The organism is Burkholderia sp. 4M9327F10 (genome assembly GCF_005503145.1).
Taxonomy (GTDB): Bacteria; Pseudomonadota; Gammaproteobacteria; order Burkholderiales; family Burkholderiaceae; genus Paraburkholderia.
This window is the reverse complement of record NZ_SCNV01000019.1, coordinates 105392-129047: the sequence shown is the minus strand read 5'-3', so window position 1 is coordinate 129047 and position 23656 is coordinate 105392. Positions and strand designations below refer to the sequence as shown.

General features: G+C 62.0%; 24 protein-coding genes. 12 read left to right on the top strand and 12 right to left on the bottom strand.

The features are described from left to right. Together FFS45_RS42400 and FFS45_RS18915 are read right to left on the bottom strand one after the other, a co-directional pair. On the bottom strand, positions 1–693 hold a 693-nt coding region (locus FFS45_RS42400; protein ID WP_249362849.1), incomplete at its 3' end, for a hypothetical protein. Between the two features lie 501 nt (positions 694–1194). Continuing rightward, positions 1195–1668 (bottom strand): Lrp/AsnC family transcriptional regulator, encoded by a 474-nt coding sequence (locus FFS45_RS18915; protein WP_137956155.1) that lies wholly within the window; start codon positions 1666–1668, stop codon positions 1195–1197. Between the two features lie 465 nt (positions 1669–2133). Between FFS45_RS18915 and FFS45_RS18910 the strand changes: the two genes are divergently transcribed. The 5 genes from FFS45_RS18910 to FFS45_RS18890 all read left to right on the top strand — a co-directional run bounded on the left by FFS45_RS18910 (position 2134) and on the right by FFS45_RS18890 (position 6554). Next, positions 2134–2757, top strand: coding sequence for a LysE family translocator (locus tag FFS45_RS18910; protein ID WP_137956154.1), 624 nt, complete (start codon positions 2134–2136; stop codon positions 2755–2757). Between the two features lie 259 nt (positions 2758–3016). Further along, positions 3017–3214, top strand: coding sequence for a hypothetical protein (locus FFS45_RS18905; RefSeq protein WP_137956153.1), 198 nt, complete (start codon positions 3017–3019; stop codon positions 3212–3214). A 273-nt stretch (positions 3215–3487) separates the two neighbouring features. Then, on the top strand, positions 3488–4018 hold the full coding sequence (locus FFS45_RS18900) for a phasin family protein (RefSeq protein WP_137956152.1): 531 nt from the start codon (positions 3488–3490) through the stop codon (positions 4016–4018). A gap of 64 nt (positions 4019–4082) precedes the next feature. Beyond that, the gene (gene phbB, locus FFS45_RS18895) at positions 4083–4826 is read left to right on the top strand and encodes an acetoacetyl-CoA reductase (protein WP_137956151.1); all 744 of its coding nucleotides are present in this window, start codon (positions 4083–4085) and stop codon (positions 4824–4826) included. Between the two features lie 252 nt (positions 4827–5078). Further along, the gene (locus FFS45_RS18890; RefSeq protein WP_137956150.1) at positions 5079–6554 is read left to right on the top strand and encodes an NCS1 family nucleobase:cation symporter-1; all 1476 of its coding nucleotides are present in this window, start codon (positions 5079–5081) and stop codon (positions 6552–6554) included. A gap of 30 nt (positions 6555–6584) precedes the next feature. On the opposite strand, the gene FFS45_RS18885 is transcribed toward FFS45_RS18890, so the two are convergent. From FFS45_RS18885 to FFS45_RS18870, 4 genes are all read right to left on the bottom strand, one after another. Then, a complete protein-coding gene (locus FFS45_RS18885) occupies positions 6585–6977 on the bottom strand; it encodes a hypothetical protein (RefSeq protein ID WP_137956149.1) in 393 nt (130 codons plus the stop codon). A gap of 186 nt (positions 6978–7163) precedes the next feature. Beyond that, complete coding sequence (locus tag FFS45_RS18880; RefSeq protein WP_137956148.1) at positions 7164–8525, bottom strand: ATP-binding protein; 1362 nt, start codon at positions 8523–8525, stop codon at positions 7164–7166. Next, complete coding sequence (locus FFS45_RS18875) at positions 8522–9235, bottom strand: response regulator (RefSeq protein ID WP_137956147.1); 714 nt, start codon at positions 9233–9235, stop codon at positions 8522–8524. Before FFS45_RS18875 ends, FFS45_RS18880 begins: the two co-directional genes overlap by 4 nt. A 165-nt stretch (positions 9236–9400) precedes the next feature. Beyond that, positions 9401–9697, bottom strand: a complete 297-nt coding sequence (locus FFS45_RS18870; RefSeq protein WP_137956146.1) for an EF-hand domain-containing protein — start codon at positions 9695–9697, stop codon at positions 9401–9403. Positions 9698–10008: 311 nt separating this feature from the next. On the opposite strand from FFS45_RS18870, the gene FFS45_RS18865 reads away from it, so the two are divergent. Beyond that, on the top strand, positions 10009–10248 hold the full coding sequence (locus tag FFS45_RS18865) for a hypothetical protein (RefSeq protein WP_137956145.1): 240 nt from the start codon (positions 10009–10011) through the stop codon (positions 10246–10248). Between the two features lie 58 nt (positions 10249–10306). Here the strand turns inward: FFS45_RS18865 and FFS45_RS42750 are convergent, their stop codons facing one another. The 3 genes from FFS45_RS42750 to FFS45_RS18855 form a co-directional block, all read right to left on the bottom strand. After that, entirely contained in the window at positions 10307–10429 is a 123-nt protein-coding gene (locus FFS45_RS42750; protein WP_283204760.1) for a hypothetical protein, read from the bottom strand. Positions 10430–10484: 55 nt separating this feature from the next. Then, entirely contained in the window at positions 10485–11540 is a 1056-nt protein-coding gene (locus FFS45_RS18860) for an ADP-heptose--LPS heptosyltransferase (RefSeq protein ID WP_249362848.1), read from the bottom strand. Between the two features lie 171 nt (positions 11541–11711). After that, positions 11712–13355, bottom strand: coding sequence for an acyl-CoA synthetase (locus tag FFS45_RS18855; RefSeq protein ID WP_137956143.1), 1644 nt, complete (start codon positions 13353–13355; stop codon positions 11712–11714). A gap of 244 nt (positions 13356–13599) precedes the next feature. Here FFS45_RS18855 and FFS45_RS18850 point away from each other — a divergent pair, with 244 nt between their 5' ends. Then, complete coding sequence (locus FFS45_RS18850; protein WP_137956142.1) at positions 13600–14544, top strand: LysR family transcriptional regulator; 945 nt, start codon at positions 13600–13602, stop codon at positions 14542–14544. A 200-nt stretch (positions 14545–14744) separates the two neighbouring features. Continuing rightward, complete coding sequence (locus FFS45_RS18845) at positions 14745–14993, top strand: hypothetical protein (RefSeq protein ID WP_137956141.1); 249 nt, start codon at positions 14745–14747, stop codon at positions 14991–14993. A 45-nt stretch (positions 14994–15038) separates the two neighbouring features. On the opposite strand, the gene FFS45_RS18840 is transcribed toward FFS45_RS18845, so the two are convergent. Beyond that, positions 15039–16403 carry a leucine-rich repeat-containing protein kinase family protein gene (locus FFS45_RS18840; protein ID WP_137956140.1) on the bottom strand — a complete coding sequence of 455 codons (1365 nt, stop codon included), beginning with the start codon at positions 16401–16403 and terminating at the stop codon, positions 15039–15041. A 270-nt stretch (positions 16404–16673) separates the two neighbouring features. Here FFS45_RS18840 and FFS45_RS18835 point away from each other — a divergent pair, with 270 nt between their 5' ends. From FFS45_RS18835 to FFS45_RS18825, 3 genes are all read left to right on the top strand, one after another. Next, complete coding sequence (locus FFS45_RS18835; RefSeq protein ID WP_137956139.1) at positions 16674–17447, top strand: SDR family oxidoreductase; 774 nt, start codon at positions 16674–16676, stop codon at positions 17445–17447. Positions 17448–17536: 89 nt separating this feature from the next. Beyond that, positions 17537–19243 carry a long-chain fatty acid--CoA ligase gene (locus tag FFS45_RS18830; RefSeq protein WP_137956138.1) on the top strand — a complete coding sequence of 569 codons (1707 nt, stop codon included), beginning with the start codon at positions 17537–17539 and terminating at the stop codon, positions 19241–19243. Positions 19244–19319: 76 nt separating this feature from the next. Next, positions 19320–20087 (top strand): class II aldolase/adducin family protein, encoded by a 768-nt coding sequence (locus FFS45_RS18825; protein ID WP_137956161.1) that lies wholly within the window; start codon positions 19320–19322, stop codon positions 20085–20087. Positions 20088–20089: 2 nt separating this feature from the next. Here FFS45_RS18825 and FFS45_RS18820 read toward each other — a convergent pair whose 3' ends face one another. Together FFS45_RS18820 and FFS45_RS18815 are read right to left on the bottom strand one after the other, a co-directional pair. Then, positions 20090–21544, bottom strand: coding sequence for an ATP-binding protein (locus FFS45_RS18820; protein ID WP_249362847.1), 1455 nt, complete (start codon positions 21542–21544; stop codon positions 20090–20092). After that, entirely contained in the window at positions 21525–22238 is a 714-nt protein-coding gene (locus FFS45_RS18815) for a response regulator (protein WP_137956137.1), read from the bottom strand. The genes FFS45_RS18820 and FFS45_RS18815 overlap by 20 nt, the downstream gene beginning before the upstream one ends. 170 nt (positions 22239–22408) lie before the next feature. Between FFS45_RS18815 and FFS45_RS18810 the strand changes: the two genes are divergently transcribed. Continuing rightward, positions 22409–23647 carry an ABC transporter substrate-binding protein gene (locus FFS45_RS18810; RefSeq protein ID WP_137956136.1) on the top strand — a complete coding sequence of 413 codons (1239 nt, stop codon included), beginning with the start codon at positions 22409–22411 and terminating at the stop codon, positions 23645–23647. Positions 23648–23656 lie beyond the last annotated feature (9 nt).

The window sequence follows — 23656 nt, the reverse complement described above, 5'->3', positions numbered from 1 at the left end:
GCCCGAACCGCCGCCAGGCCCGGAGCCGCCCGAGCCACCGCCCCAGCCTCCACCGGAGCCGCCGCCCCAGCCGCCTTCGCCGCCTGTGCCGGAGCCACCGCTTCCGCCGCTTGACCCACCGCCGCCAGAGCCGCCGTGGCCGCCGGAGCCACCGGAGCCGCCGGAGCCACCGGAGCCGCCAGAGCCACCGGAGCCACCGGAGCCACCGGAGCCACCGGAGCCACCGGAGCCACCGGAGCCACCGGAGCCACCGGAGCCACCGGAGCCACCGGAGCCGCCAGAGCCACCAGAGCCACCAGAGCCACCAGAACCAGAGCCACCCGATCCGCCTGAGCCCGATCCGCCGGACCCGCCTGTCCCGGTTCCCCAGCCTCCCTGACCGCCGTCTCCAGAGCCGCCGCTATATCCGCCGCCATTTCCGCCTAGCGAGGTCCAGGCCCAACCGCCGCCATAACCGTAACCGGGCCCGGTACCTCCGCTATAACCGGAGCCGGAACTGACGCCGCTTGTACTGCCACTGCCATACCCCGTCCCCGTGAAGCCCGATCCCGGGGTCCCGGTGCCGGTCCATCCGCCTTGCGTCATCGAGGGAGGTGGCGTATCCGTGAAATCGGCCGCCTGGCATGAGGTAGCAAGCGACCACCATAGGAGTGCGCTCGCCGATGCAACAAGAGTGTGTTTGAAGGGAGCCATGATTAGTCCTTTCGCGATGGAATCGCGTCCTGATTGGTCAAAGGTGTAATCAGTGCCCCCGGAAAACCGCTGATCGGTCTTGCAGAAACGTCCTTGCAGAAAATGTGTGCTCCGGGCCCGATACCGCGTGTGTGCGCGCTGCCGTATTGTTCGAGTCGGGCGCTGTGGCGCCATGAGTGGGGTTGGCATGCTCGGGCAGTCGTAAGGGGCAAGTTCCGCGCCAGGAAGCGAGAGCCAGGCCGTAAGCGACGGCGCCACGCTCGGGTTCGCGCAGCCAGATGTGGGCACGCCTGAGAGCCTTGCCGGATGGCATTTGCGGATGCGATGCCGACGCGCTTGCGTGGTCGCAGCGCACCGCATGCAGGTGCGAAATGTTACGTGTTCCCGCAACATGCCACGTAACCCGGACGTTACATGCGCCACCGCTCATCGATCAGATGAATCGCCGCGTGGCTATGCTATGGAGTCCGATATATCTGGCCGCGCGTTCGAAACGCGCGTTTAGATTTCGACAGAGGGAATGCTCTTCATGCAGCGCAGCGCAAACATCGAGCGGCTGTGGCGGATGCCCGAGATCCGGTACAGCTTTTCGCGCAGGAAGCGTTCATATCCGGCAGTGCCGTCCACGGCCACTTTCACCAGATAGTCATATTCGCCCGAGACAAGATAGGCCTCGAGCACTTCGGGCAGTGTTGCCAGCTCCGCACCGAAGCGGGCGAGGGCGTCGTCCTCGTGACGGTCGAGCGTCACCTCGAGGATCACCACGTCGGCAAAGCCCAGTTTCTGCTGATCGAGTAACGCGACATAGCCGCGAATGTAGCCTTCGGCCTCGAGCTGACGGGTGCGGTTCCAGCACGCGGTAGTCGACATGCCGACCAGTTCGGCGAGTTCTGCGTTCGGCAGGCGCGCGTTCTTCTGCAGCGCCCGCAGGATCTTGCGATCCTGGTTGTCCAGCGGACGGTTTCGAGTGTTCATGATGAATTCGGAAGAATATTCATGTTTATATTACTTTACAGGGACATTGTTCCGAAGATCGACGATCGGTGCAACCATTTAAGAAGCCCGTCCACCGGACCGGAAGGTATATTTTCAGGGTGCTTCCATGCCCGGGACAAGCTTCCGGTTTCGTGGATACTCTTCGCTGAACCGGCGCAGCCACAAGCTGCCGCCTGGGGGCGCGCCGTCTCCACCGGAGATGGCGCGGCGGGCAGACTCCGGCGTGACCGACGCTGGAGGACGCGCTCGCCGGGCATGGAGGCATTCTCTTAAGAAAATGCCGGGGTGCCCCATGTGTCGGTAATCCGCCAGAGCTGGCGCGAAAGCGGCAGTACCGGCGACGGGCTGGGGCGCTCGTAACCGAATCTCGGCCAGCACTGCTCGCACCCGGGTGCCATGCCACTCGGCTAGCACACGTTGGCTCTGCAGCAGAACAAGCCCGTAATGTCGATCCAGCTGTACGCCTCGTTTCTTCTCGCCTCGCTCGTCCTCGTCTACTCGCCCGGTCCTGTCAATGTGCTGACCATGAGCCACGCGCTTCATGCCGGTTGGCGCCATGCGCTGCCGTGCGTCTGGGGCGGCACCTGCGCCGTCCTGCTGCAATTGGTGTTTACCGCCTTGTGTCTGAATTCGCTGCTGCTGATCGACGCCCGCGCGCTGACCGTGTTGCGCTGGGCAGGGGCGCTTTATCTCGTCTATCTGGGGTGCAAGCAATGGCGCAGCAGCAGTCTCGCCGACTCGAGGGTTGACGGTGACGGCGGCGGCAAACAGCGTAGTCTGTTCTGGCGCGGGTTTGCCACCTCCGGACTCAATCCAAAGACCTTGCTGTTCTTTCCGTCTTTTTTCCCGCAGTTCATCAACGTGGAGTCGAGCTGGTCACCTAATCAGCAATACCTGCTGCTGGCGGTGTCGTTTGCATTGGTGTTCGCGGTGGGCGTGGCGTCGATGGCAATGTTTTCGCACCGCCTCCGCGAGCTCCTGCTGAGACCGGTGCGCATGCGCGCCGTCAATCGTTTGATGGGCGCTCTGCTGGTCGGGATGGGGGCGCTTATGGCAACCGTCCGTTGAACTGATCAATCAAGATTTCGCTGAAGACGTTTCAGCAAATACCTGATATAGCGTTCACATGATTCACAGCAAAAAGATTTTTCCCACATATTGATAATTTACGCTTATCCGAATTAAGATGACTTCCCTTGATGCGCGATGCGTATCGAGTCGGTGATGAATCAGATGTGCGGTATCCGTTCAAAGAGTCAGGTTCGGGGCGCGACGGTGGCGCGTCAACGTCCCGTCAACGCAGCACCTAAAAACTTGGGAGACGAAGATGCTGAGCCCTCACGAATTCGCAACGCTGATGCTGGTCAAGGACGCCACGGATCAACTGGAGGTCGACCGGGAGGATCTCGATGTCCTGCTGGCGCGCCAACTGGTCAGTCTCGAACATGCATCGTCGGGGCGAGCGCTGCCGCGTCTGACCCATGAAGGTCACTCGTTTCTGAAAGCCGCCGGACGGATGCACTGAGCCGGCCAGCCGAAAACGCCTCACTTTCCGCGCAACCCGACAGAGGATTCCAGACAAGCAACAAAGTGAACGGCCGTGCAGTTGTAAAACCTGAGAGACCATAAAATTAGTTTGTTATGCTTATTTAAAACAAGAAATATCACGAGGACGAACGAGCTTACTTAGCGCCAGCGTGTTTTAGCTGGCTCGTCTTCCCACCTTAGCCATTCCATTACTCGAGCATGCCTTGCCAGTCAGGCGAAGCATCATTGGGTTGATTCCAGGAGCCACACAATGAACGAGTTGTATCCCGAGCAGTTTGCTGCCGCTCAAAAGGCCAACCTTGAAGCGTTCTACGGCCTCGCCAGTCTCGCCGTGGAGGGCTTGCAGAAGCTGACCGCGTTGAATATGCAGGCGGCCCGGTCCGCGTTGGCCGACTCGCAAAAGCTGCTGACCGCTGCCGACCCGCAGGCGTTTTTCACGCAACAGAGCGGCCCGAACGGCGCGCTGGCGGCGCGCGCCCAGTCCTATCAGCGTGCTTTGTACGAAATCGCATCCAGCATGAATTCGGGCCTCATGACGATTGCGGGGGAGCAGTACGAAGCGCACAATCGCCGGGTGCAGACGCTTTTCGAGACGCTGTCCAGTCAGGCGCCCGCAGGTTCCGAAGCAGCGGCTGCGGCGCTCAAGCAGTTGATGGAGACGAGCAGCGCGTTGCGCGACAGCGTCAACAAGTCGGTTCGTCAAGCCGTCAGCATGGCCGAAGGCGGCTTCGAAGCGGTGCTTTCGCGCACCGCGAAGACATCGGATGTAACGACCGGGTAAGAGCGGCCGGACAGGCTGACCGCGCGTAGACCGGGTCATGACCCTCTCACGCGAGGCAGCCGCCGTGACAAATCAGATCGCATTGGTGACAGGTGGAATGGGCGGCATTGGCGAAGCCATTGCCGTCAAATTGCATGATGCCGGCTACACGATTGTGGTCACCTATTCGCCGGCCAATTCCGGCGCGCCTGCGTGGCTCGAGCGAATGGAAGCGGCGGGGCGCCGCTTTCACGCCTATCAGATCGATGTCGCCGAATACGACTCGTGCCAGCAAGGTGTGCGGAAGCTGCAGGCCGAAGTAGGCGATGTCGACATTCTCATCAACAACGCCGGTATCACGCGCGACGCGAGCTTCAAGAAGCTCGACAAGGTCAACTGGGACAACGTCCTGCGCACCAATCTCGATTCGCTCTTCAACATGACCAAGCCACTGTGCGACGGTATGGTGGAGCGGGGTTGGGGACGCATCATCAATATCTCGTCCATCATCGGCTCCAAAGGCGGATTCGGCCAGACCAACTATGCCGCCGCGAAAGCGGGCATGCATGGCTTTACGAAGTCGCTTGCGCTCGAGGTCGCGAAAAAGGGGGTGACGGTCAATACCGTATCGCCCGGTTTTATCGCCACCAGGATGGTGATGGCGGTGCCGCAAGACGTGCTCGATACGAAGATCATCCCGCAGATTCCGGTCGGCAGGCTCGGCCAGCCCGACGAAGTGGCGGCGCTCGTGCTCTATCTGTGCTCGCGGGAGGCGGCGTTCGTGACGGGCGCCAACATCGCCATCAACGGCGGGCAGCATCTGCAGTAAGCGCCGCATCGGCCGCTACCAGCACGCCCAAGCGTTGCCGCAGGCTGCGTTTCCCTGCATTTGCCGGTATTTCCCACACTGTGCACTTTCCCGGCCAAGCCGCGCCCCATTTATGTTGGCGCGGTCTTTTTTTTCGTGGAACCATCCGAATTGTTGCAACAGCAAGCGGCCGGCCGGAATCCAGTTCGTCCGCAGCCCGGCGGCGCGCCTGCGCCGGGTCCTGTCTTCAGGCACAGCAGCAAAGGAGGAGAGATGTCGACCTCACCGCTTATCGATGGTGGTGCCCCGCTCGATGTGGCCGGCCTTGCGACACAGAGCGACAAGCGTCTGTATAACCATGATCTGGCGCCGGTTCCGCTCGACAGACGCACGTGGACCGGCTATTGCATCTTCGCCATGTGGATGTCGGACGTGCATAGCGTGGGCGGCTACACGTTTGCTGCCAGCCTGTTTCTGCTCGGCATCTCCGGCTGGCAGGTGTTGACGGCGCTAGCCGTGGGCATTCTGATCGTCTACGTACTGATGAACCTGGTCGGCAAACCCAGCTACGTGCACGGCATTCCGTTTCCTGTGATGGCGCGCGTCAGCATGGGCGTGATGGGTGCGAACCTGGCAGCGGTGATTCGCGGCGTGGTCGGCATTGTCTGGTACGGCGTGCAAACCTATTTCGCCTCGAAAGCAGTGGCGACGCTGATTCTCCTGTTCTTTCCCGCGGCAGCTTCCCTGCACAGCGTCAGCTTCTTGCGGCTCGATGGCCTCGGCTGGATCAGCTTCCTGTTCATGTGGGTGTTCCAGTTGTTCATCTTCCAGCGCGGCATGGAAACGATCCGCAAGTTCATCGACTTCTGCGGGCCGGCCGTGTATGTGGTGATGTTCGCGCTGATGGCCTGGATTCTCTCGCAGGCGGGCCTGGGCAGCCTTAGCCTGACGCTTGGCGGCAAGGTGCTCTCCGGTGGCGAGCAGCTCGCCAGCATGGGCAACGCCACGCTGCTGGTGGTGAGCTACTTTGCCGCGCTGCTGCTCAACTTCGGCGATTTCTCGCGCTTTGCCAGGAGCGAACGGCAGATGAAAGTGGGCAACTTCCTCGGGTTGCCGGTCAACTTCGTGGTCTTTGCAATTATCACGGTGATCGTTACGTCGGGAAGCGCCAGCGTATTCGGCTCGATGATCATGGACCCGGTGGCGATTGTCGCTCACATCCAGAACAAGCTGGCCGTGGTGATCGGCAGCCTGACGTTTATCGTGGCGACCATGGGCATCAACATCGTGGCCAACTTCGTTTCGCCGGCCTACGATATTGCGAACCTGTTTCCACGCCATATCGACTTCAAGAAGGGGGGGCTTATCGCCTCCATTCTGGCCGTGCTGGTGTGCCCCTGGATTTTTGTCGACAGTCCGAAGGCGATCACGATTTTCGTCAGCGTGTTTGGGGCGGTGCTCGCGCCGCTATACGGCGTGATGATGGCGGACTTCTACCTCATCAAGAAGCAGCAGGTGGAGACTGCCGAGCTGTACAGCATGGCGCCGCAAGGACGTTTCTATTACGACGGCGGCTGGAACAAGGTGGGCGTTGCCGCACTGGCGATCTCCGGCATCATCTCGGTGGGCTGGGAACTCTGCACGCAGTTGCTGCATGTCTTGCCGGATAACAACTTCGGCTGGCTAATCGGCGCCGTAGCAGGCGCGCTGCTATACGTAACAATGATGCGGGCGGCGCGCCGAACCTAGTGTGCGGCGCGGGCAGCGTCCGCCGGTTGCCTACTTCTGCTGCTGGAGCTGGGAACGCAGGTCTACTGAACGTGCGGCGCCGCCCGGTCTTGTGGCATCGCGCAGATGAACTGCGACGTTGCGATACATGTCGCGCCCAAACTGCATGCCGCTAGGGGCATCGTGGCTTGTGTCCTCGATGGGCGCGAATTTTTCGGGATTGACCAGTGCCGCGTCTACCGCCATCTCGTCGCTCGGCTCCGTCTGCATGATGCCGATGCCCTGGATCGTCACGCTGAGGCACGGGTCCGGTACCTGCTTGCCGTGTGTCGCGACGACGCTGAAGTTGATATTCAGGCGCCAGAATCCTTCATGTATGTTCTGGTGAATGATGACGGCCTTGACCAGATCCTGATGCGATAGCAAATACTCGCTGTTTGTCATAAATGTGTACCTCGAACAAATTCCGCTTTTGAGTGCCGCGCCGCGTGCAGCGTTGCAGCTTCTCAACGTGACACCAGCATGCCGGATTACATTGTACGAGGCTAAAGATCACAATCAAGGCGCGTGCTGCAATCACACGACAGGTTGCGACCTGGACCCGTTTAAGCGCTTGACGGCTGCCGACTGTCAGCTACCGGGCTCTTTGGGCTGGCGCGAGGCGTTGAGCGGTAACACGACCCACACCTCCAGGCCGCCGCCCTCGCGCGCATGAAACTGCAACGAACCACCGTGCAAACGCGCGATCCGTTCGACGATAGCGAGGCCAAGGCCGGTGCCGCCCGGCTGCGAACGTGCGTTGCGGCCGCGCTGAAACGGCGCCTTCAGGGCTTCGAGTTCTTGCGGCGCGAGTCCTTCGCCGCGATCGCAAACCGCCACGTACGCGGTGCCGTTTTGCACCCAGGTGCGCACCGCGAGTCCCTCCCGTCCGTAGACGACAGCGTTCTGCATCAGGTTCATCAGGAGCCGCATCATCGTGATCGGGCGAAAGGCGAATTCGGGAACCGGTCCTGGCGAGAGCGCGAATTCGTGACCCAGTCCCGCGAAATCCGCGGCAAGCCGGCTGACCAGTGCGTTGAGATCGCCTGGTTGTGCCGTCTCACGCTCGCCGCTGCCGGCGTAGTCCATGAACTGTTGCAGGATGGTGTCGATCTGGTCGAGATAGGCCTCTGCAGACACAACGAAATTGTCGTCGCCGTGCTCGGTGATTGCCATGGCCATTGCGAGGCGCAGTTTGGTGAGCGGTGTGCGAATATCGTGTGAGATGCCGGCCAGCATCACGGCGCGGGTCGCCTCGGCTTGCTGCAGCGTCTGCATCATCTGGTTGAAGGCACTGCTCACTTCGGCGATTTCAGTAGGACCGTCCGTGGGAAGCGGCGGCGGTGTGTCGCCCGAACTCACGCGCCGGGCGGCATGGGCGAGGTTTCGCAACGGCCGGTTCAGGTGCAGCTGGATCAGATAACCGGTCAGTGCGGCAAGCGCGGCGAGGCCGAGCGAGAGCGCGATGGCCGCTTCGAGACCGGCTCCGCGGGCGTCTTCGGGAATCGGCAGCGCAATCCAGGCAGGCTTGCCCGGTGCATGCATGTTGATCCAGAGACGCTGGCCGCCTTCAGTCTGCCAGCGCACCTGCATGTCGGCGGGCAGATTCGCGCGCAGCGTATCGAGAAACACGTCGCGCTGAAAGACAAGATAGAAATGCAGCAGGCTGGGTGACGGCTCGATATCGTTGGGGCCCGGCGGTTGCGCGCCATTGTTCAGATGCGCGATCAACGCATCACGCGCACCGTCCGGGGCGGCCTCGAATAGCGAGTCGAGCGTGGTGACGTAGCGGGCAAACACGATGGCCGTGCGCTCGACCCGCGGCTTCTGCACGTAATGCACCAGCACGAGGATGGAACAGACTTGCGACAGCATGACGAGCGCGATCAGCAGTGCGATGTTGCGCGCGAGCAGGCTTCTGGGCAAGACGAGACGCGGCATGATGCGTCTCATGACTCGACGTCGGCGATCAGCATGTAGCCGACACCCCAAACCGTTTTGATGAAACGCGGTTTGGACGGATCGTCTTCCACGATCTGCCGCAGGCGCAGCACCTGAACGTCGATGCTGCGATCGAGCGCCTCATGATCGCGGCCGCGAGCCCGTGCGATCAGGTTGTCGCGGCTCACCGGCCGGTTCGGCGACGACGCGAGCGCGGCCAGCAACAGCATCTGCGCCGAGTGAATCTCGAGCGGTTCGCCCGCGCGCATGAGCAACTGCTTGCCGAGGTCGAGACTGTAGTCGCCGAAGCGCACCGTCTGCGAGGTCACGGTTGGGTCGCCTGAGGCGATCTTCTGGCGCCGCAGCAGCGCGCGAATTCGCGCCACCAGTTCGCGCGGCAGAAAAGGCTTGGCGAGATAGTCGTCGGCGCCGGTTTCGAGGCCCACTACCTTGTCGATCGGATCGCCCTTGGCCGTCAGCATCAGAATGGGCAACGTCTGTCCTTCGGCGCGCAGGCGGCCGCAGATTTCCAGGCCGTTTTCCTCGCCGATCATCAGATCGAGCACCAGCAGATCGTAGGGCTCGCGCTGCAAGTAGCGGTCGAGCCGCTTGCTGTCTTCGACTACGCGTACTTCGAAACCGTGACCGGTCAGAAAGCGCTGCAGCATGTTGCGCAATTCGGCTTCATCGTCGAGCACGATGATTTTCGCAGGTCGGTCCATGCGGGTCTCCAGTCGACCGGAATCAGCGCTTTGGCACTTGCTCTGGTCCCATGCAAAGCTTAAGTACGTTTCCATCTATCTAACAGAATAGCGTTTTTTGGGGACAGGGCGAGCGGAAGCCACACGCACTCGCCACGTCTACGATCCATCTGATGATTGCCCCGCTCAGTGCGCTGTCGCGCGTTGCTGCATGAATGCTTCGATTTGCGGCAAGGTTACGTAGCCGGCGCGAGCCGTATCGATCTGATCGAAGTACCTGGCGACCATCGGCATGCCGGCAGCGGCCTGTTGCCGGGTGAGCTTGCCGTCCTGCGTGGTGTTCGCGGCGGCAAAGCGGCTTTGCAACTGCTGGGCCATCTGCGCCATGCGCTGCGGGTTGCCGCCCATCGGTTCCGTCGTGGTTTGCGCGAATGCGCCGGTGCAGGCGAGGCACAGCGCCAGAGTTGCCAACAGCTTGTTCATCTCGTTCTCCGTGGAGTCTGTCATCGAGCGTCGCCGGCGTTGTGCCGCGAGCCGTTCAACGACAGGCCGAATTCTTGTCGACTCCGCCGGCGAAGGCAATTTGAAAATCATGTCGAGATATGTCGCGACGCGGGCGACATGGAATGAAACAAGTTACGGCTGCCATTTGCGTGGCAGTTTGCGTATCTTTCGTCGGTCGGCGCAGTGCGCGCCCCAATCGGTTCGGCAGAAGATATCAGCAATCCGAACCATCCGGATTCCGTCTTCATGAATGAAGACGCATGCCATCGTTCAGCGTATCAGGAGTGCTCGTGAAAATTCGTTTTGTCTGTGTATCCGCGGCCGCAGCCTTTGGTTTTGTCTATTCGGCAAGCGTGTTCTCGCGGGTCGTCGTGTCGTATGGGCCTGCGGTCGCAGTCACCGCGCCGCCGCCCGTGCCGGAGCCGCTGCTTTCCTATACGACCATTGTCGTGCCACCGCCCACCAACTACGGCGTGACGCCTGCAGCGAACGTGCGGTACGCACAGCCGCTCATGGCCGTGCCACGTTGACGCGGCGCCTGCTGGCGGACACACTCGCCAGCAGGCGCCGAGCTTGCGCGGGCTCACGTCAATGAAAGATCAGATACAGGATGACGAGGACGATGAGCGGCACGCCGAGTAGCCAGCCAATCAGATAGGGCATGATGGTTCTCCTCCGGTTGATGGTTGCAGTACGACTGCTAACCAGCATGAGGCATGCCCGATCCTGTTGACGGCTCGTTGCTACCTACCGCGCTGCCGTCCGGCTACGCGGTCCGCGGCGGCGCAAATGGCAGTTCACCGCGCACGGCGAGCCGATAAGCCGCGTCCACGCGTGCCATGTCCTGTGCGCGCTCGCTGGCCTGCACGTTGCGCAACCCGGGTAGTTCTAGCGCCACAGGCTGGCAGAGCGGATAGTCACGCACTCGCAGCTCGGGTGCGATGGTCGTGAAGAACGCGGTAGTGGGCACGTCGAAACCGGCCGCGATATGGACCGCGGCTGTGTCGGAGGTCAGCATGTAGCGAGCATGCCGCACCCACGTAAGAAAGTGCGCCGTGTTGGCGGAGAGGGCGCTCACATCCACGTAGTGAGGATGATCCACCGCGCCAAAACCGAGTACGGGCAGGCCGAAGCGCTCGAACAGACGGCTAACCAGCGCGCTGTGCACCGGCTGAGGAATGCTGCGGACCGGGGTGCTCGCGGTCGGGCAAAAAAGCACGTAAGCGCGGTCTCGCCACGCGTCGGGTAACGCTGGCAACGGCAAGTTCTGCAGCCAGCGGTTCGTCTTGTGAGCGCTCGGCACGCTCGCTGGCGGCGTGCCGAGTGCGCCAAGGAAAAAGTCGATCATCGGCAGCGACATGAAGCCGGGCCAGAAAAGATGATTGCCGATGTCAATGCGGACTTCGTTACGCGCAATCGCCTCGAGCGGCCACGGCAACGCCCGGGTGGTGGCAACGCTACCCTCGGCAAGTGCGTAGAGCTGCTCGACGTAGGACGGCGCCAGCTCGGGCCGGTACACGACGAAACGCACCTGCGGATGGGCCTGGCGGATCGCATCGAGTGCAGTCAGGCCGATGATCGAATCGCCGAGCGTGACGCCCATGCCGTTGATCACATGGACGACTGCGGCTTGCGAGTAGTCGAGTTCGAACGGCTGTGCGGCAGCGTTGAGGATGCCGGGCTGGCTCGCGAGCGCGAGGTGCTCGCCGATTTCCGCGTCGCGCTGCTCGAGATCGTACGGCGCGATGATGCGGCCGTCGGGAGCAAGCAGCGACCCAGGATGGGTCAGCGCGTCGTCTGCACGTAGTTGCCGTAGTTGCAATCGAATCGTTCCGTGGAGTGTGGCGGGGCGTGCCGGATTGCCCTGCGTGTTGCGAGGTGCAATGCGCGCGGCAGCGGAATTATGCCCGTTTGCAGCAAACGCCGCAGCGAGCCGGGCCGTCGTGGGCGCCGAACCGGGTAGCGGGGAGGTTCCCGGTTCGGCCCTGACGATTCAAGTTGACGACGCGGGTTTCGCGAGACTCGCCCGCAGTTCCTTGCGAATCACCTTGCCGGTGGCCGTCAGCGGCAGGCTTTCGACAAAGCGTATCTCGCGCGGATACTCATGCGCGGCAAGCCGCGTTTTGACATGCTGCTGAATCTCGCGCACCAGTTCTTCGCCGGGCACGAAGCCCGCGTTCAGCACCACGAACGCCAGCACGATCTCCGTGCGCTGCGCATCCGGCGCGCCGACGACCGCCGCCATGCAGACCGCCGGATGCTGCAGCAGGCAATCTTCAATCGAGGCTGGCCCGATCCGGTAACCGGCACTCGTAATCACGTCGTCGTTGCGCCCGACAAAGCGGATAAAGCCGTCTTTGTCGCATTGGCCGAGATCGCCGGTCAGCAGGTAGCGGCCACGGAATTTGTCGCGCGTGGCGGCCTCATTGCCCCAGTAGCCGAGGAACATGACCGGGTCCGGGCCGGCAATCGCGATGTTGCCTATGGTGTCGTGGGGCAGCGGGTGGCCGTCATCATCGACGATTGCGACCTCGTGACCGGGCACCGCTTTGCCAATGGCCCCAATACGCGGCGCAAACAGCGATGCGCACGACGACACCACGACGTTGCACTCCGTTTGCCCATAGAACTCGTTGATGGTCACACCGAGCGCGGTGCGTCCCCACGCGATCAGTTCTTCGCCGAGCGATTCGCCGCCGCTTGCCACCGCATGCAGCGACAGCTTCCAGCGCTCGGGATGCGCGACCGTGCGCATCATCTTGAGCGCGGTCGGCGGCAGGAACGTGTGGGTGACCGCATGGCGCGCCATCAGATCGAACGCGGCCTCGCCGTCGAACTTCTCGAAGCGGCGCGCAAGCACCGTGACGCCGTGATGCCACGCCGGCAGCAGCACGTCGAACAGGCCGCCGATCCACGCCCAGTCTGCCGGTGTCCAGATCACCGAGGCCCCGGCCGGGAAATATGCCTGCGACAGTTCGACTCCCGGCAGGTGCCCGAGCAGCACCCGTTGCGCGTGCAGCGCACCCTTCGGCTTTCCGGTGGTACCCGAGGTGTAGATGATCACGGCGGGATCGTCGGCGGCGGTGTCGGCTGGCGTGAACGTGGTGGGCTCGGCTTCGAGCGCGCTCCAGAATGCGGATGCCTCGTGAGCCGCGGTGGCCTGCCCAGGATCGATGCAGTACACCGCTTTCAGTTCGGGCAGCGTGTGGCGGATCCCGGCGAGTTTTTGCAGGCCTGCGTCGTCGGTGATGAGCGCGGCTGCGGCGCTGTCCGCGAGGCGGTACTGGATCGCGTCGACGCCGAACAGCGCGAACAGCGGCACGGCAATGCAGCCGGCCTTGTAGGCGGCCAGATGGGCAATCGCGGTTTCGGGCGATTGTGGCAGGAAGATCGCCACCCGGTCGCCCTGCACGACGCCGCTACGGCGCAGCGCGTTGGCGAACTGGTTGGAGCGCGCCTTGAGATCGTCGAAGCTGTAGCGTGCCGCGCTGCCGTCGCGATGCTCGTAGATCAGTGCGAGGCGGCCCGAGCCGTCGGCCCATTTGTCGCACACGTCGACGCCGATGTTGTAGCGCGATGGAATTTGCCACTCGAATTGTGCCGTCAGTGTTTCGTACGTCTGCGCTGCCGGAAGCATTGCTTCCCTCCTTGGCCGATGACAGTGAAACCGCCCGCGCCTCCAGTCTCGCCAGGCGGGCGGGCAGTCGATAGCGGGACAACCTGCGGCTTCGATCCTACGCTGTGCATCGCTCACCGGCCAGGAAAAAATCGCCGGTTAAGACCGTCTGAAAGCCCCAAGGAGTGCAATGCATCTTTACGGTATTCGAGAGAATCGCACGCCTGATTCATGCCACAATTCAGACCGGTTTTTGAAGGATCGTATGGATACGCTACAAAAAATGCGCGTGCTGATTCGTGTCGTCGAAGCGGGCAGTTTCACCGCGGCCGCGCAGCATCTGAACACCACGACGGCGTACGCGTCGCGCGCGGTCTCCGACCTCGAGACACATCTGCGCACCCGGCTCCTGAACCGCACGACGCGCCGCCTCGCGCTCACCGAGGCGGGCGAACGCTACCTGCACCATTGCGAGCAGATTCTCGCCTATGTCGATGAGGCCGAAGCCGAAGCGAGCGATACGGTCACGTACCCGTCGGGCAAGCTGAGGGTGCATGCGATGACCGGTATCGGCCAGCATTGCGTAGTGCCGCTGGTGGGCCGCTACCGGCAGCGCTATCCGGATGTGAAGGTCGAACTGACGCTCGCACAGCGTGTGCCGGACCTGCTCGACGAAGGCTATGACATCGCGCTTGTGCTGGCCGGCGAGCTGCCGGACTCAGGGCTGATCTCGCAGCGCATTGGCAGCACGTTCAGCGTGGCCTGCGCGTCGCCGGCCTATCTCGAGCGTCACGGCGCGCCGGCCGTGCCAGCCGATCTCGGCACGCATACCTGTCTGCAAACGGTGACGCCCGCTTTTCCCGTCGACGAATGGGCTTTTCAAGGACCGGGCGGGCGTGAAACCTTCGTACTCGGCGCGACGAAATTCAGGGTCAATATGGCCGATGCGTTGGCGGTGGCCGTGGCCGAGGGCATGGGCATCAGTGTGCTGCCGCTCTACTCGGCTATTGAAGGTTTGCGCAGCGGCGAACTGGTGCGGATTCTGCCGGAATACACCTCCCAGCACCTGAACATTTACGCGGTCTACCCTTCACGTCTGTATCTGGACGCGAAGATTCGCTCCTACGTCGAGTTCCTGCGCGAGGAACTCCCGGCGACACTTGGCGGCTCATGTTCTGAGGTTGCCGAGGCAAGTAATCTGTTTTCCTAACAGTGATATTGAATGAAATTGCTGCGCCGCATGATGCAATTTCGCCGCAACGCAGCATGCTATTTTGACAAAGGGGAAACCCGCAGACGGTAAATTCTGGCCTCCTGATTGACCCGTGTCATAGACCGCCCTAATCGGGAAACCCCTAACATCCCGTGATCATGGTTCCGCGTTAGTCTTGCTCGCAGAGGAGGCAAACCATGAGACGCGTATTTAATATTGCTGTACTGATGCTCCTTGCGTATCTGACCGTGGGCCGTGCGCTCACTCATGCGCAAGCCGGCGAAGAAGGCGCTATTTCATGCGAAAAGGGAGCCGAGATGGTCAGGTTGGGGGCCATGGATAAAGGCTTCTCAGAAGCGGCCTCCAGCGGGCAGGGACAAAACTTCCTGTCGAGCTGCCTCGTAACGGGCGAGGGGCGCATCAATAATCTGGTCGCGCGCGACTAGTATCCACACCTTGCGAGCTGTATTGAGCGCCTGATGCATCACGCGTCAGGCGTTTGTCATATCTGTAGCACTTCCATTCGATTTAGCCAAAGCAGATAGTGTGCGTTTGATCTGCTCGAACGATGGCCTGGCGAAAACATCTTCGTTTAAGCATGCGTTTTTCAGTTGCAGCAGTGCATCGATTGCGCCCGTCGAGGCGTTATGCGGGTCACATCGCTCGATTAATTCTTCCAATAAACAGGCGAATGCGCGCACTTCGATGCGCTGCAGCAGAGATGCCAGGGTCGGATCCTCCGCCTCATAGAATGATGCGGCGCCAAAATCGCCGAGCAGGGCGCGCCCCTCGCCGCAATGCAAGATATTGTGGGCGTACAGGTCGCCATGCATGATGCCTTGCTCATGCAGATGACTGGCCGCCGCAGCAATGCCATGTGAAATGCGCAACGCCGCGGCCAGCGTGAAACGGGTTCCTTCGGGATAAATGTCTCGCGTGCACGACGCCAGGCTGGGTGGCCCGGCCAGGTTCCGGAATTGCGGATCGATCAACTCCATCACCAGAGCGTGGCTCTCGTCAGGGTGGTCCTTTACTTTGCCCAGTACGGGAATCAGATTGGCATGGGCGCCCGCGTTGATGCAGGCGGCCATTTCGCAGTGAGGCAAGCCGTCGCTCGTCACCGCGCCTTTGAACAGCTTGAGCGCAACCTCGCGCGAGCCGGCGCCGGGGCGGCGATGCGCCGCGCGGTAGATGACACCCGAAGCTCCCTCGCCAAGTGGATCGTGCAGATCCAGCTCGTCCCAAGGCGTCTCCGCGATAGGCGTGTCCTCCAATGCCGCTGCTTCCAGTGCTGCGGTGAACGGATTGCCCGCATAGGCGAGCCACGAGAGCCGTGGCAGCCGGAGCAGCCAGGCGGGCAGTCCGGTCAGCCGGTTGGCGGCGAGACGGATCAGTTCGAGACGCGAGCAGGCGGCCAGTTGTGGCGGCAGTGTCCGCAGACGGTTACCTGCCAGCATGAGTTTCTGTAGCTCAGGGCAGTTGCCGATCTCCGGCGGCAGTGCTTCAAGCTGGTTGTCAGTGAGGATCAGCCAGCGCAGTGCGGGCGGCAAGGCCCGGCCCGATAGCGTGCGAATGCGGTTGGCCTTGAAGCCCACCATGCTCAGGTGCTGGCATTGGCCGAGCACTTCAGGCAGTTCGGTGAACGCGTTGTCCGAGCAGAAAATAATGCGCAGCTTATGCAGACGCGGCAAGTCGTCGGGCAACGTGGCAAGCGCATTGCCCGACAGGTCGAGAATTTCCAGCGTATCTGCCAGAGCGAAAATTTCGCGCGGAAATTCGCTGAGTCCGCAGGCTAGCTTGAGGCGTTGTGTACCGGCCAATTGTCCGGCACGCAGTTGGTCGAGGGTGGTAGTCACGATGGTGAGGCGAGCGCGCCGCGAGGTCGATTCAGTAGGGGGCGATTTTACCGGCAAGGCGCGGCGATGCGGCGTAGTTCACCCGAACCATGTGCCGCGCGATGGGGCCGCATCGACAGTCGGGTAAGTACCGATAACAGACGATCCAGGGCGGCTTATCGAGAAAATGGCACGAGCATGCTTTTATTTACACGGCCAATCCTCGCACGTATGATGGGTCAAACAATCATTCCAATCTGCTTCGCAGAATTCTCATCAAGGAGACGCCGGATGCATGTGAAAGACCTGTTTCAACTGGAAGGCAAGGTGGCGCTGATTACCGGCGGCTCGCGCGGCCTCGGTTTGCAGATGGCCGAGGCGCTGGGCGAGATGGGCTGTCGTGTCGCGATTACCGCGCGCAAGGCCGATGAACTGGCGGAAGCGAAAGCGCATCTGGAAGGGCAAGGTATCGAAGTCAAAACGCTGGTCAACGATCTGGCCAGATTGGAGAGGATTCCTGATCTTGTCGGTGAGGTGCTGGAGGCGTATGGCCATATCGACGTCCTGGTCAACAACGCGGGTGCGACTTGGGGTGCTCCGGCGGAGGACTATCCGGACGAAGCCTGGCACAAGGTGATGAACCTGAATATCAACGCGCCGTTTTTTCTGGCGCGCGAAGTGGGCAAGCGCAGCATGATTGCGCGCCGTTCCGGCAAGATCATCAACATCGCTTCCATCGCGGGCCTGAAGGGTGCGCCCGCGGGGATGAACACGATTGCCTACAACACGTCGAAGGCCGCTGCGATTAATTTTACGCGGGCGCTGGCATCGGAATGGGGGCGCCACAATATCAACGTGAATGCGATCTGCCCGGGGTTCTTTCCTTCGAAGATGTCGGCGGGACTGCTCGCCACGATGGAACAGTCGATCATCGCCCATTCGCCGCTGCATCGGCTCGGCGGCGAAGAGGACCTGAAGGGTTCGGTTGTGTTTCTCGCCAGCGAGGCGTCGCGCCATATCACCGGGCAGTATCTCGCGGTGGATGGCGGCTCAAGCATCGTGTGACGGCGCGTCAGTGCGCAAAAGCGGTACGTAGAAGCGGTAGGTAAAAAGCGGTACGCCAAAGCGCCAACCCGGATCGACAGGAGACACCCATGAACACCCTTCACCACTCACATTGGCCGGCCAGCATACCGCACCATTTGAGCCTGCCGCAAACCAACCTGTTTTATAACGCCGAGGTTTCGGCGGCACGCTTTCCGGACAAGCCGTTCATCATCTTCTACGACACGCCGCTGAGCTTCGCGCAGTTCAAGGAGGAAGCCGAGCGGATTGCAGGTTTTCTGCAGCAGGAGTGTGCTGTCAAGGCGGGTGACCGGGTGTTGCTGTACATGCAGAACAGCCCGCAATGGGTGCTTGCCTACTACGGTATCTTGCGGGCCAACGCGGTAGTGGTGCCGGTCAATCCGATGAACCTGACCGACGAGGTGCGCCACTATGTGCAGGACAGCGGTGCGACTACCGTTGTCGTGCCGCAGTGCCTGTACGCGCAAATCGAGCCTTTGCTGGGCGATGGCCCCGGGCAGGGGCTCAAGCATGCGATCGTCGCAACCTATAGCGATTACCTGAAGCAGGCACCGTCGATCACACCCCCGGAATTTGTTAGCGCGCCAAGGAAGACGATCGAACATCCCGGCGTGACTGCATGGAGCACGGTAATCGAGCGGCGTCTGGCGCCGGGCCCGCTGACAGCGGGGCCGGACGATCTGTGCGTCATGCCATACACATCAGGCACGACCGGGAAGCCGAAGGGTTGCATGCACACGCATCGCAGCGTGATGAGTACGGTGGTGGGCTGCAACGTCTGGTTTGCGGGATCACAGGACAGCACGCACCTGTCCGTCCTGCCGATGTTTCATGTCACCGGGATGCAGGGCGGCATGAACGCGCCGTTATATGTGGGCGCAACGATCATCTTGCTGCCGCGCTGGGATCGTGATGCGGCAGCGCAATGCATGCAGCGTTATCGCGTAACGTCGTGGCAGTCTATTGCGACCATGATGGTCGATTTTCTGTCGAACCCGAAGCTTGCCGAATACGATCTGTCCAGCCTCAGCGGTACGCGCGGAGGCGGCGCGGCGATGCCCGAGGCGATAGCCCGCAAGCTCAAGACGTTGACGGGTCTCGACTACGTGGAAGGCTACGGCATGTCCGAGACGATCGCGGCTACGCATATCAACCCGCCGCAGCGCCCGAAGCCACAGTGCCTTGGCATTCCGGTGTTCGATCTCGACGCGCGGGTGATCGATCCGGCTACGTTGCAGGAAGTGGCGCAAGGCGAGACCGGCGAGATCGTCGTCAACGGTCCGCAGATCATGCAGGGTTACTGGCGCAATCCCAAGGGGACCGCCGAAGCGTTCATCGAACTCGACGGCAAGCGCTTTTTGCGCACCGGCGACCTGGGGCACGTCGACGAAGACGGTTATTTCTTCATGACCGATCGCCTCAAACGGATGATCAACGCATCGGGTTATAAGGTCTGGCCGGCGGAGGTGGAGACACTGATGTACCGGCACCCGGGTATTCACGAAGTGTGTGTGATCGGCGTACAGGACGCGCGTCGCGGCGAGACCGTGAAGGCGCTGGTGGTACCCGCTGCCGGCCACGCCGGTACGCTGACCGAAAGCGAGGTCATCGCCTGGGCGCATGAGCATATGGCGCCGTACAAGGCGCCGCGGATAGTCGAATTCGTGACGTCGCTGCCCAAGTCCGGCAGTGGCAAGATATTGTGGCGCAAACTGCAGGAGGAAGATGCCGCGCGAGGGGCTGTGCCGGCCGCTGCTTCCGGCGACCAGACGTAATGTGCGCCACGCCGGTATTGACCGGTTTGTTTGCCGGTATCGTTGAGGTAGGGCTGTTTATCCGAGGACACCTATGATGAATACCGCACTCGACATTCCTGACGTTCGACACCTGGTTTCGCCCGAAGAATGGCAGGTGCGCCTCGATCTGGCCGCGGCGTACCGGCTGGTCGCCCTGTTTGGTTGGGACGACCTGGTGTTCACGCATATTTCCGCGCGGGTGCCGGGGCACGACGATCAGTTTCTGATCAACCCCTATGGCTTTTTCTTCGAGGAAATCACCGCTTCGAGTCTCGTCAAGGTGGACCACCACGGCCAGCCCGTGATGCCGACGCCGTTCGATGTCAACCCTGCGGGTTTCGTGATTCATAGCGCGGTGCATGAGGCGCGGCACGAGGTGAATTGCGTGCTGCACACCCATACGCTTCACGGCGTGGCGGTGGCGGCGCAGCAGGAAGGCTTGTTACCGCTTTCGCAGCAAGCGGGTTTTGTGCTGACGGGGCTCGCCTATCACGCCTATGAAGGCGTGGCGTTGCGCGAGGCCGAGAAGGCGCGGCTCGTGGCGGATCTCGGCAACGCCAACTACATGATCTTGCGTAACCACGGCTTGCTGACGTGCGGGCGTTCGGTGCCTGAAGCGTTTCAGGCGATGTACCTGTTCGAAGCGGCTTGCCGGATTCAGGTGTTTGCGCAGGGCGGCGGCAAGCTGACTGAAGTGCCGCAATCGATTATCGACACGATGGGCGAGCAGGCCCGTCAGGTCAGCAAAGGGCAGGGCGCGAATCTGGTGTGGCCGGGTTTGTTGCGCCGGCTTGCGCGGCGCAATCCCGGGTACGAACTCTAGCTTTAACGGCGGCCGTCGCGCGGCAACGTGAGCGTGGCTTCCAGGCCTTTGTCTGCGCCGTTACGCAGCGTGAGCGTGCCGCCGTGCGCGGCGGCTACGCTGCGCGCAATCGTCAGCCCGAGTCCGGTGCCGCCGCTCGCGCTGTTACGCGAACCCGACACCCGGAAGTACGGCTCGAACACCCGCTCGAGCAAGGCCTCGTCAGCGATACCTGGGCCGTTGTCGCTGACGACGATGCGCAGCATCGCGTCGCTGTCGTACACGCTGATTCTTGCCGATTCGCCATAACGGATCGCATTGTCGAGCAGATTCTGCAGGCAGCGCTTCAGATTGCGCGGATACCCTGAAAGAGCACATAGTGTGCGTCCTTCCACCTTGACGTCATGCCCCGCTTCGCGCGCATCCTCCGCGAGTCCTTCCAGCATCGAATTGATCTCGATCTCATGACGCGCTTCGGTAATCTCCACGCCTTGCACGGCGTCGAGCGTGGCGCTCACCATCGCCTCCATTTCGTCGAGATCGCCGCGCAAACGCTCGCGCGGCTCGCTCTCGGGGAGCATTTCCACGCGCAGCCGCAGCCGGGTGAGCGGCGAGCGCAAATCATGCGACACCGCGCTCAGAAAGCGTGTGCGTTCAGCCAGACTGTGGGTAAGTTGCTCCTGCATCGAATTGAACGACGTCGCTGCGCTGCGTACTTCCAGCGGTCCAGTCACCGGCAGGGGCGGCCGGTAGATGTTGCGTCCCAGTGCCTCGGCGGCCTTTGCCAGTTCCTTTAACGGCTTCACCGCGAAACGCACGGCCACCAGCGCGAGCAGCAGCACCGCAGTCAGGCGCACCAGATAGATCCGCAGTAGATAGTCGATCACGAGCGAGCCCGGCTCGGTTTGCATGCCCGCCTGTCCTTCGTTGGCGTGTACGTCGAGCCACTGACCCTGCGGCAGCTTCAGTTGCAGATGAAAATCTCCCGAAGGCATGCGCGAGTTGAACAGGCTGAGGATGCCGTGATGGCGTCCCGTCTCGTCACGCAACTCCACGTCGAGCAGGCGTACCTCGACCGGTTCGCCGAGACGCCGCCGGATCACGCCTGCTATCAGGTCGGCGACGGCGTGCTGTGCAAGCGAGCCTCCGGTAGCGGCCGCGGGGGTGTCGATCCATTGCAGGCGGTAGCGCGGGTCGGCGAGTTGCCCGGCGATCGCGTGGCGCGCAGCGTCGTCAGGCGCCTGCTGCAACAGCCGGACCGTATCGGCGAGGCGGCTGGCGAAGAGCCGCGCGGGGATTTCGAGCGTGCGGTTGTCGTGCGTCTCGAACCAGATCGTGCTGGTAAAGAGCTGCCCCGCAAACATGCCGACGACAAGAATCAGCACGAGCCGTCCGTACAGGGTGCTGGGCCAAAGGCGCAGTTTCATCGGTATGGGTGTGAGTGGATCGTCAGGCCGTTCACGCTTCGTGCGTGACATCGGCCACCAGCATATAGCCTTCGTTGCGCACGGTGCGTATCAGCCCGGTGCCGCGCGCCGAGTCCTTGAGATGCTGCCGCAGGCGGCTGATGCACACGTCGATCGAGCGGTCGAGCGGCGTGCGTTCCTTGCCGAATACGCGGTCCAGCAAAAACTCGCGCGACAACGGCCGGTTCGGGTGATCGAGCAGCGTGCGCAAAGCACGGTAGTCGGAGCCGCCGAGCGACACGATCACGCCATCGGGCGAGAGCATCTGCTTCATGCGCGTGTCGAGTTTCCAGCCGGCGAAGTTGACGAACGCAGATGAATCCGCGAGCCGTTCGCCGGGCACGCTGCGCGTGCGGCGCAGCACTACCTTGATCTTGGCAACCAGCTCGCGTGGATCGAAGGGCTTGGGCAAGTAGTCGTCGGCGCCCATTTCCAGGCCGAGGATGCGGTCGAGCAGACCGCCTCGCGCGCTCAGGATAATGATCGGCACGTCGCGTTCGCGCCGCAGGTCACGCGTGATATCCAGACCGTCCTCGCCCTCGAGTATCAGATCGAGTACGACGAGATCGACCTGCGACGTGTTGATGATCTGCTTCATCTGCACGCCGCTTCCGACAGCGGTGGCCCCGTAACCCATGCTGCGCAGGTAGTCCTGCAGCAACTGGCGGATGTTCGGGTCGTCGTCGACAACGAGTATGTGGTCCATCGTGGGGTTCTTGTTTGCGGCTCGCCTGCCAACCGCAGCGCGATTCTTGCGATCGCGTCCGCGCCAACACATTCCATTACAAAACGGCCTTGTTTCAACACATCGCCATTACATTGCGCCGCTACAGTGTAGTCCGCAAATGGCAATCATTCTCATTTACGAACTATATCATGTTGACTTTCCGGTTTCAGCCGCTCGCCCGCGGGTTTGGCGCCGCCACGTGCGCCCTGGCGGCCTGGGTTGCCTTCAGTGCGGCGACGCTCTGCGCAAGTGAGGTGGCGAGCGCCGCGACGCCGCCGGTCGTGGCCACCGCGGCCACCGCAGCCACCGCATCGGCTCAGACCGTGACCGACCTGGCCGGCCGCACCGTCCGTATTCCAGCGGATCCGCATCGTATCCTGCTCGGCGAGAGCCGCTTGCTGATGGCGGTGGCGCTGCTGGAGGGCAAACAGCCGCTGGCCCGCATCGTTGGCTGGCAGGGCGATCTGCCGGCCATGGACCCGCAGACCTTCGATGCCTACGCGGAAAAATTTCCGGGTATCAAACAGATTCCGTTGATCGGTAAAGCGACGGAAGACAGCATCAGCGACGAGAAGGCGCTGAGCCTCAAGCCCGATCTTGCCATTTTCAGCCTCGCGGGTCACGGTCCGAGCCGCCATAGCGCGCTCGTCAAGCAACTCGAGGCAACCGGTACGACCGTCGTATTCGTCGACTTCCGGCTGCACCCGATGCAAAACACGCTGCCCAGTATCGAACTGCTCGGCAAGGTAATGCATCGCGAGCAGGAGGCCAATGCGTACGTGCAGTTCTATCAGCAGCATCTGGCGCGGGTACAGGCCGTGGTCAATCAGATTCCCGAGCAGCAGCGGCCCAAGGTCTTTATCGATCTGCTGGCCGGTGTGTGGGATGCGGGTTGTTGCCACACGGCAGGCAACGGCAACTTCGGCGAGTTCATTCAGGCTGCCGGCGGGCGCAACATTGCAGCTGGTCTTGTGCCCGGCGTGCTCGGCGACATCAGCATGGAGCAGATCATCGCCGCGCAGCCCGACGTGTATATCGCTACCGGCAGCCGGACCAAGCCGGGGCTTGCCTCGCTGCGCGTCGGCGCTCTGACCAGCGAGCAGGACGCGCAAGCGAGTCTCGCCGCGCTGGTTTCGCGGCCTGGTTTTGACACCATCAAGGCGATTCACGACGGCCGTGTACACGGCATCTCGCACAACTACTACGACTCGCCGTACAACATCGTGGCGATCGAGGCGTTCGCAAAGTGGTTCTATCCGCCACAGTTCAAGGATCTGAACGTCAACGCGACGCAGGACGAACTGTATCGCCGTTTCCTTGCAGTGCCGCCTGACGGGGCATATTGGGTAGACGGGGTAGGCCGGACCGCACCGCTGGCGTCGCATTGAGCGGGCGAT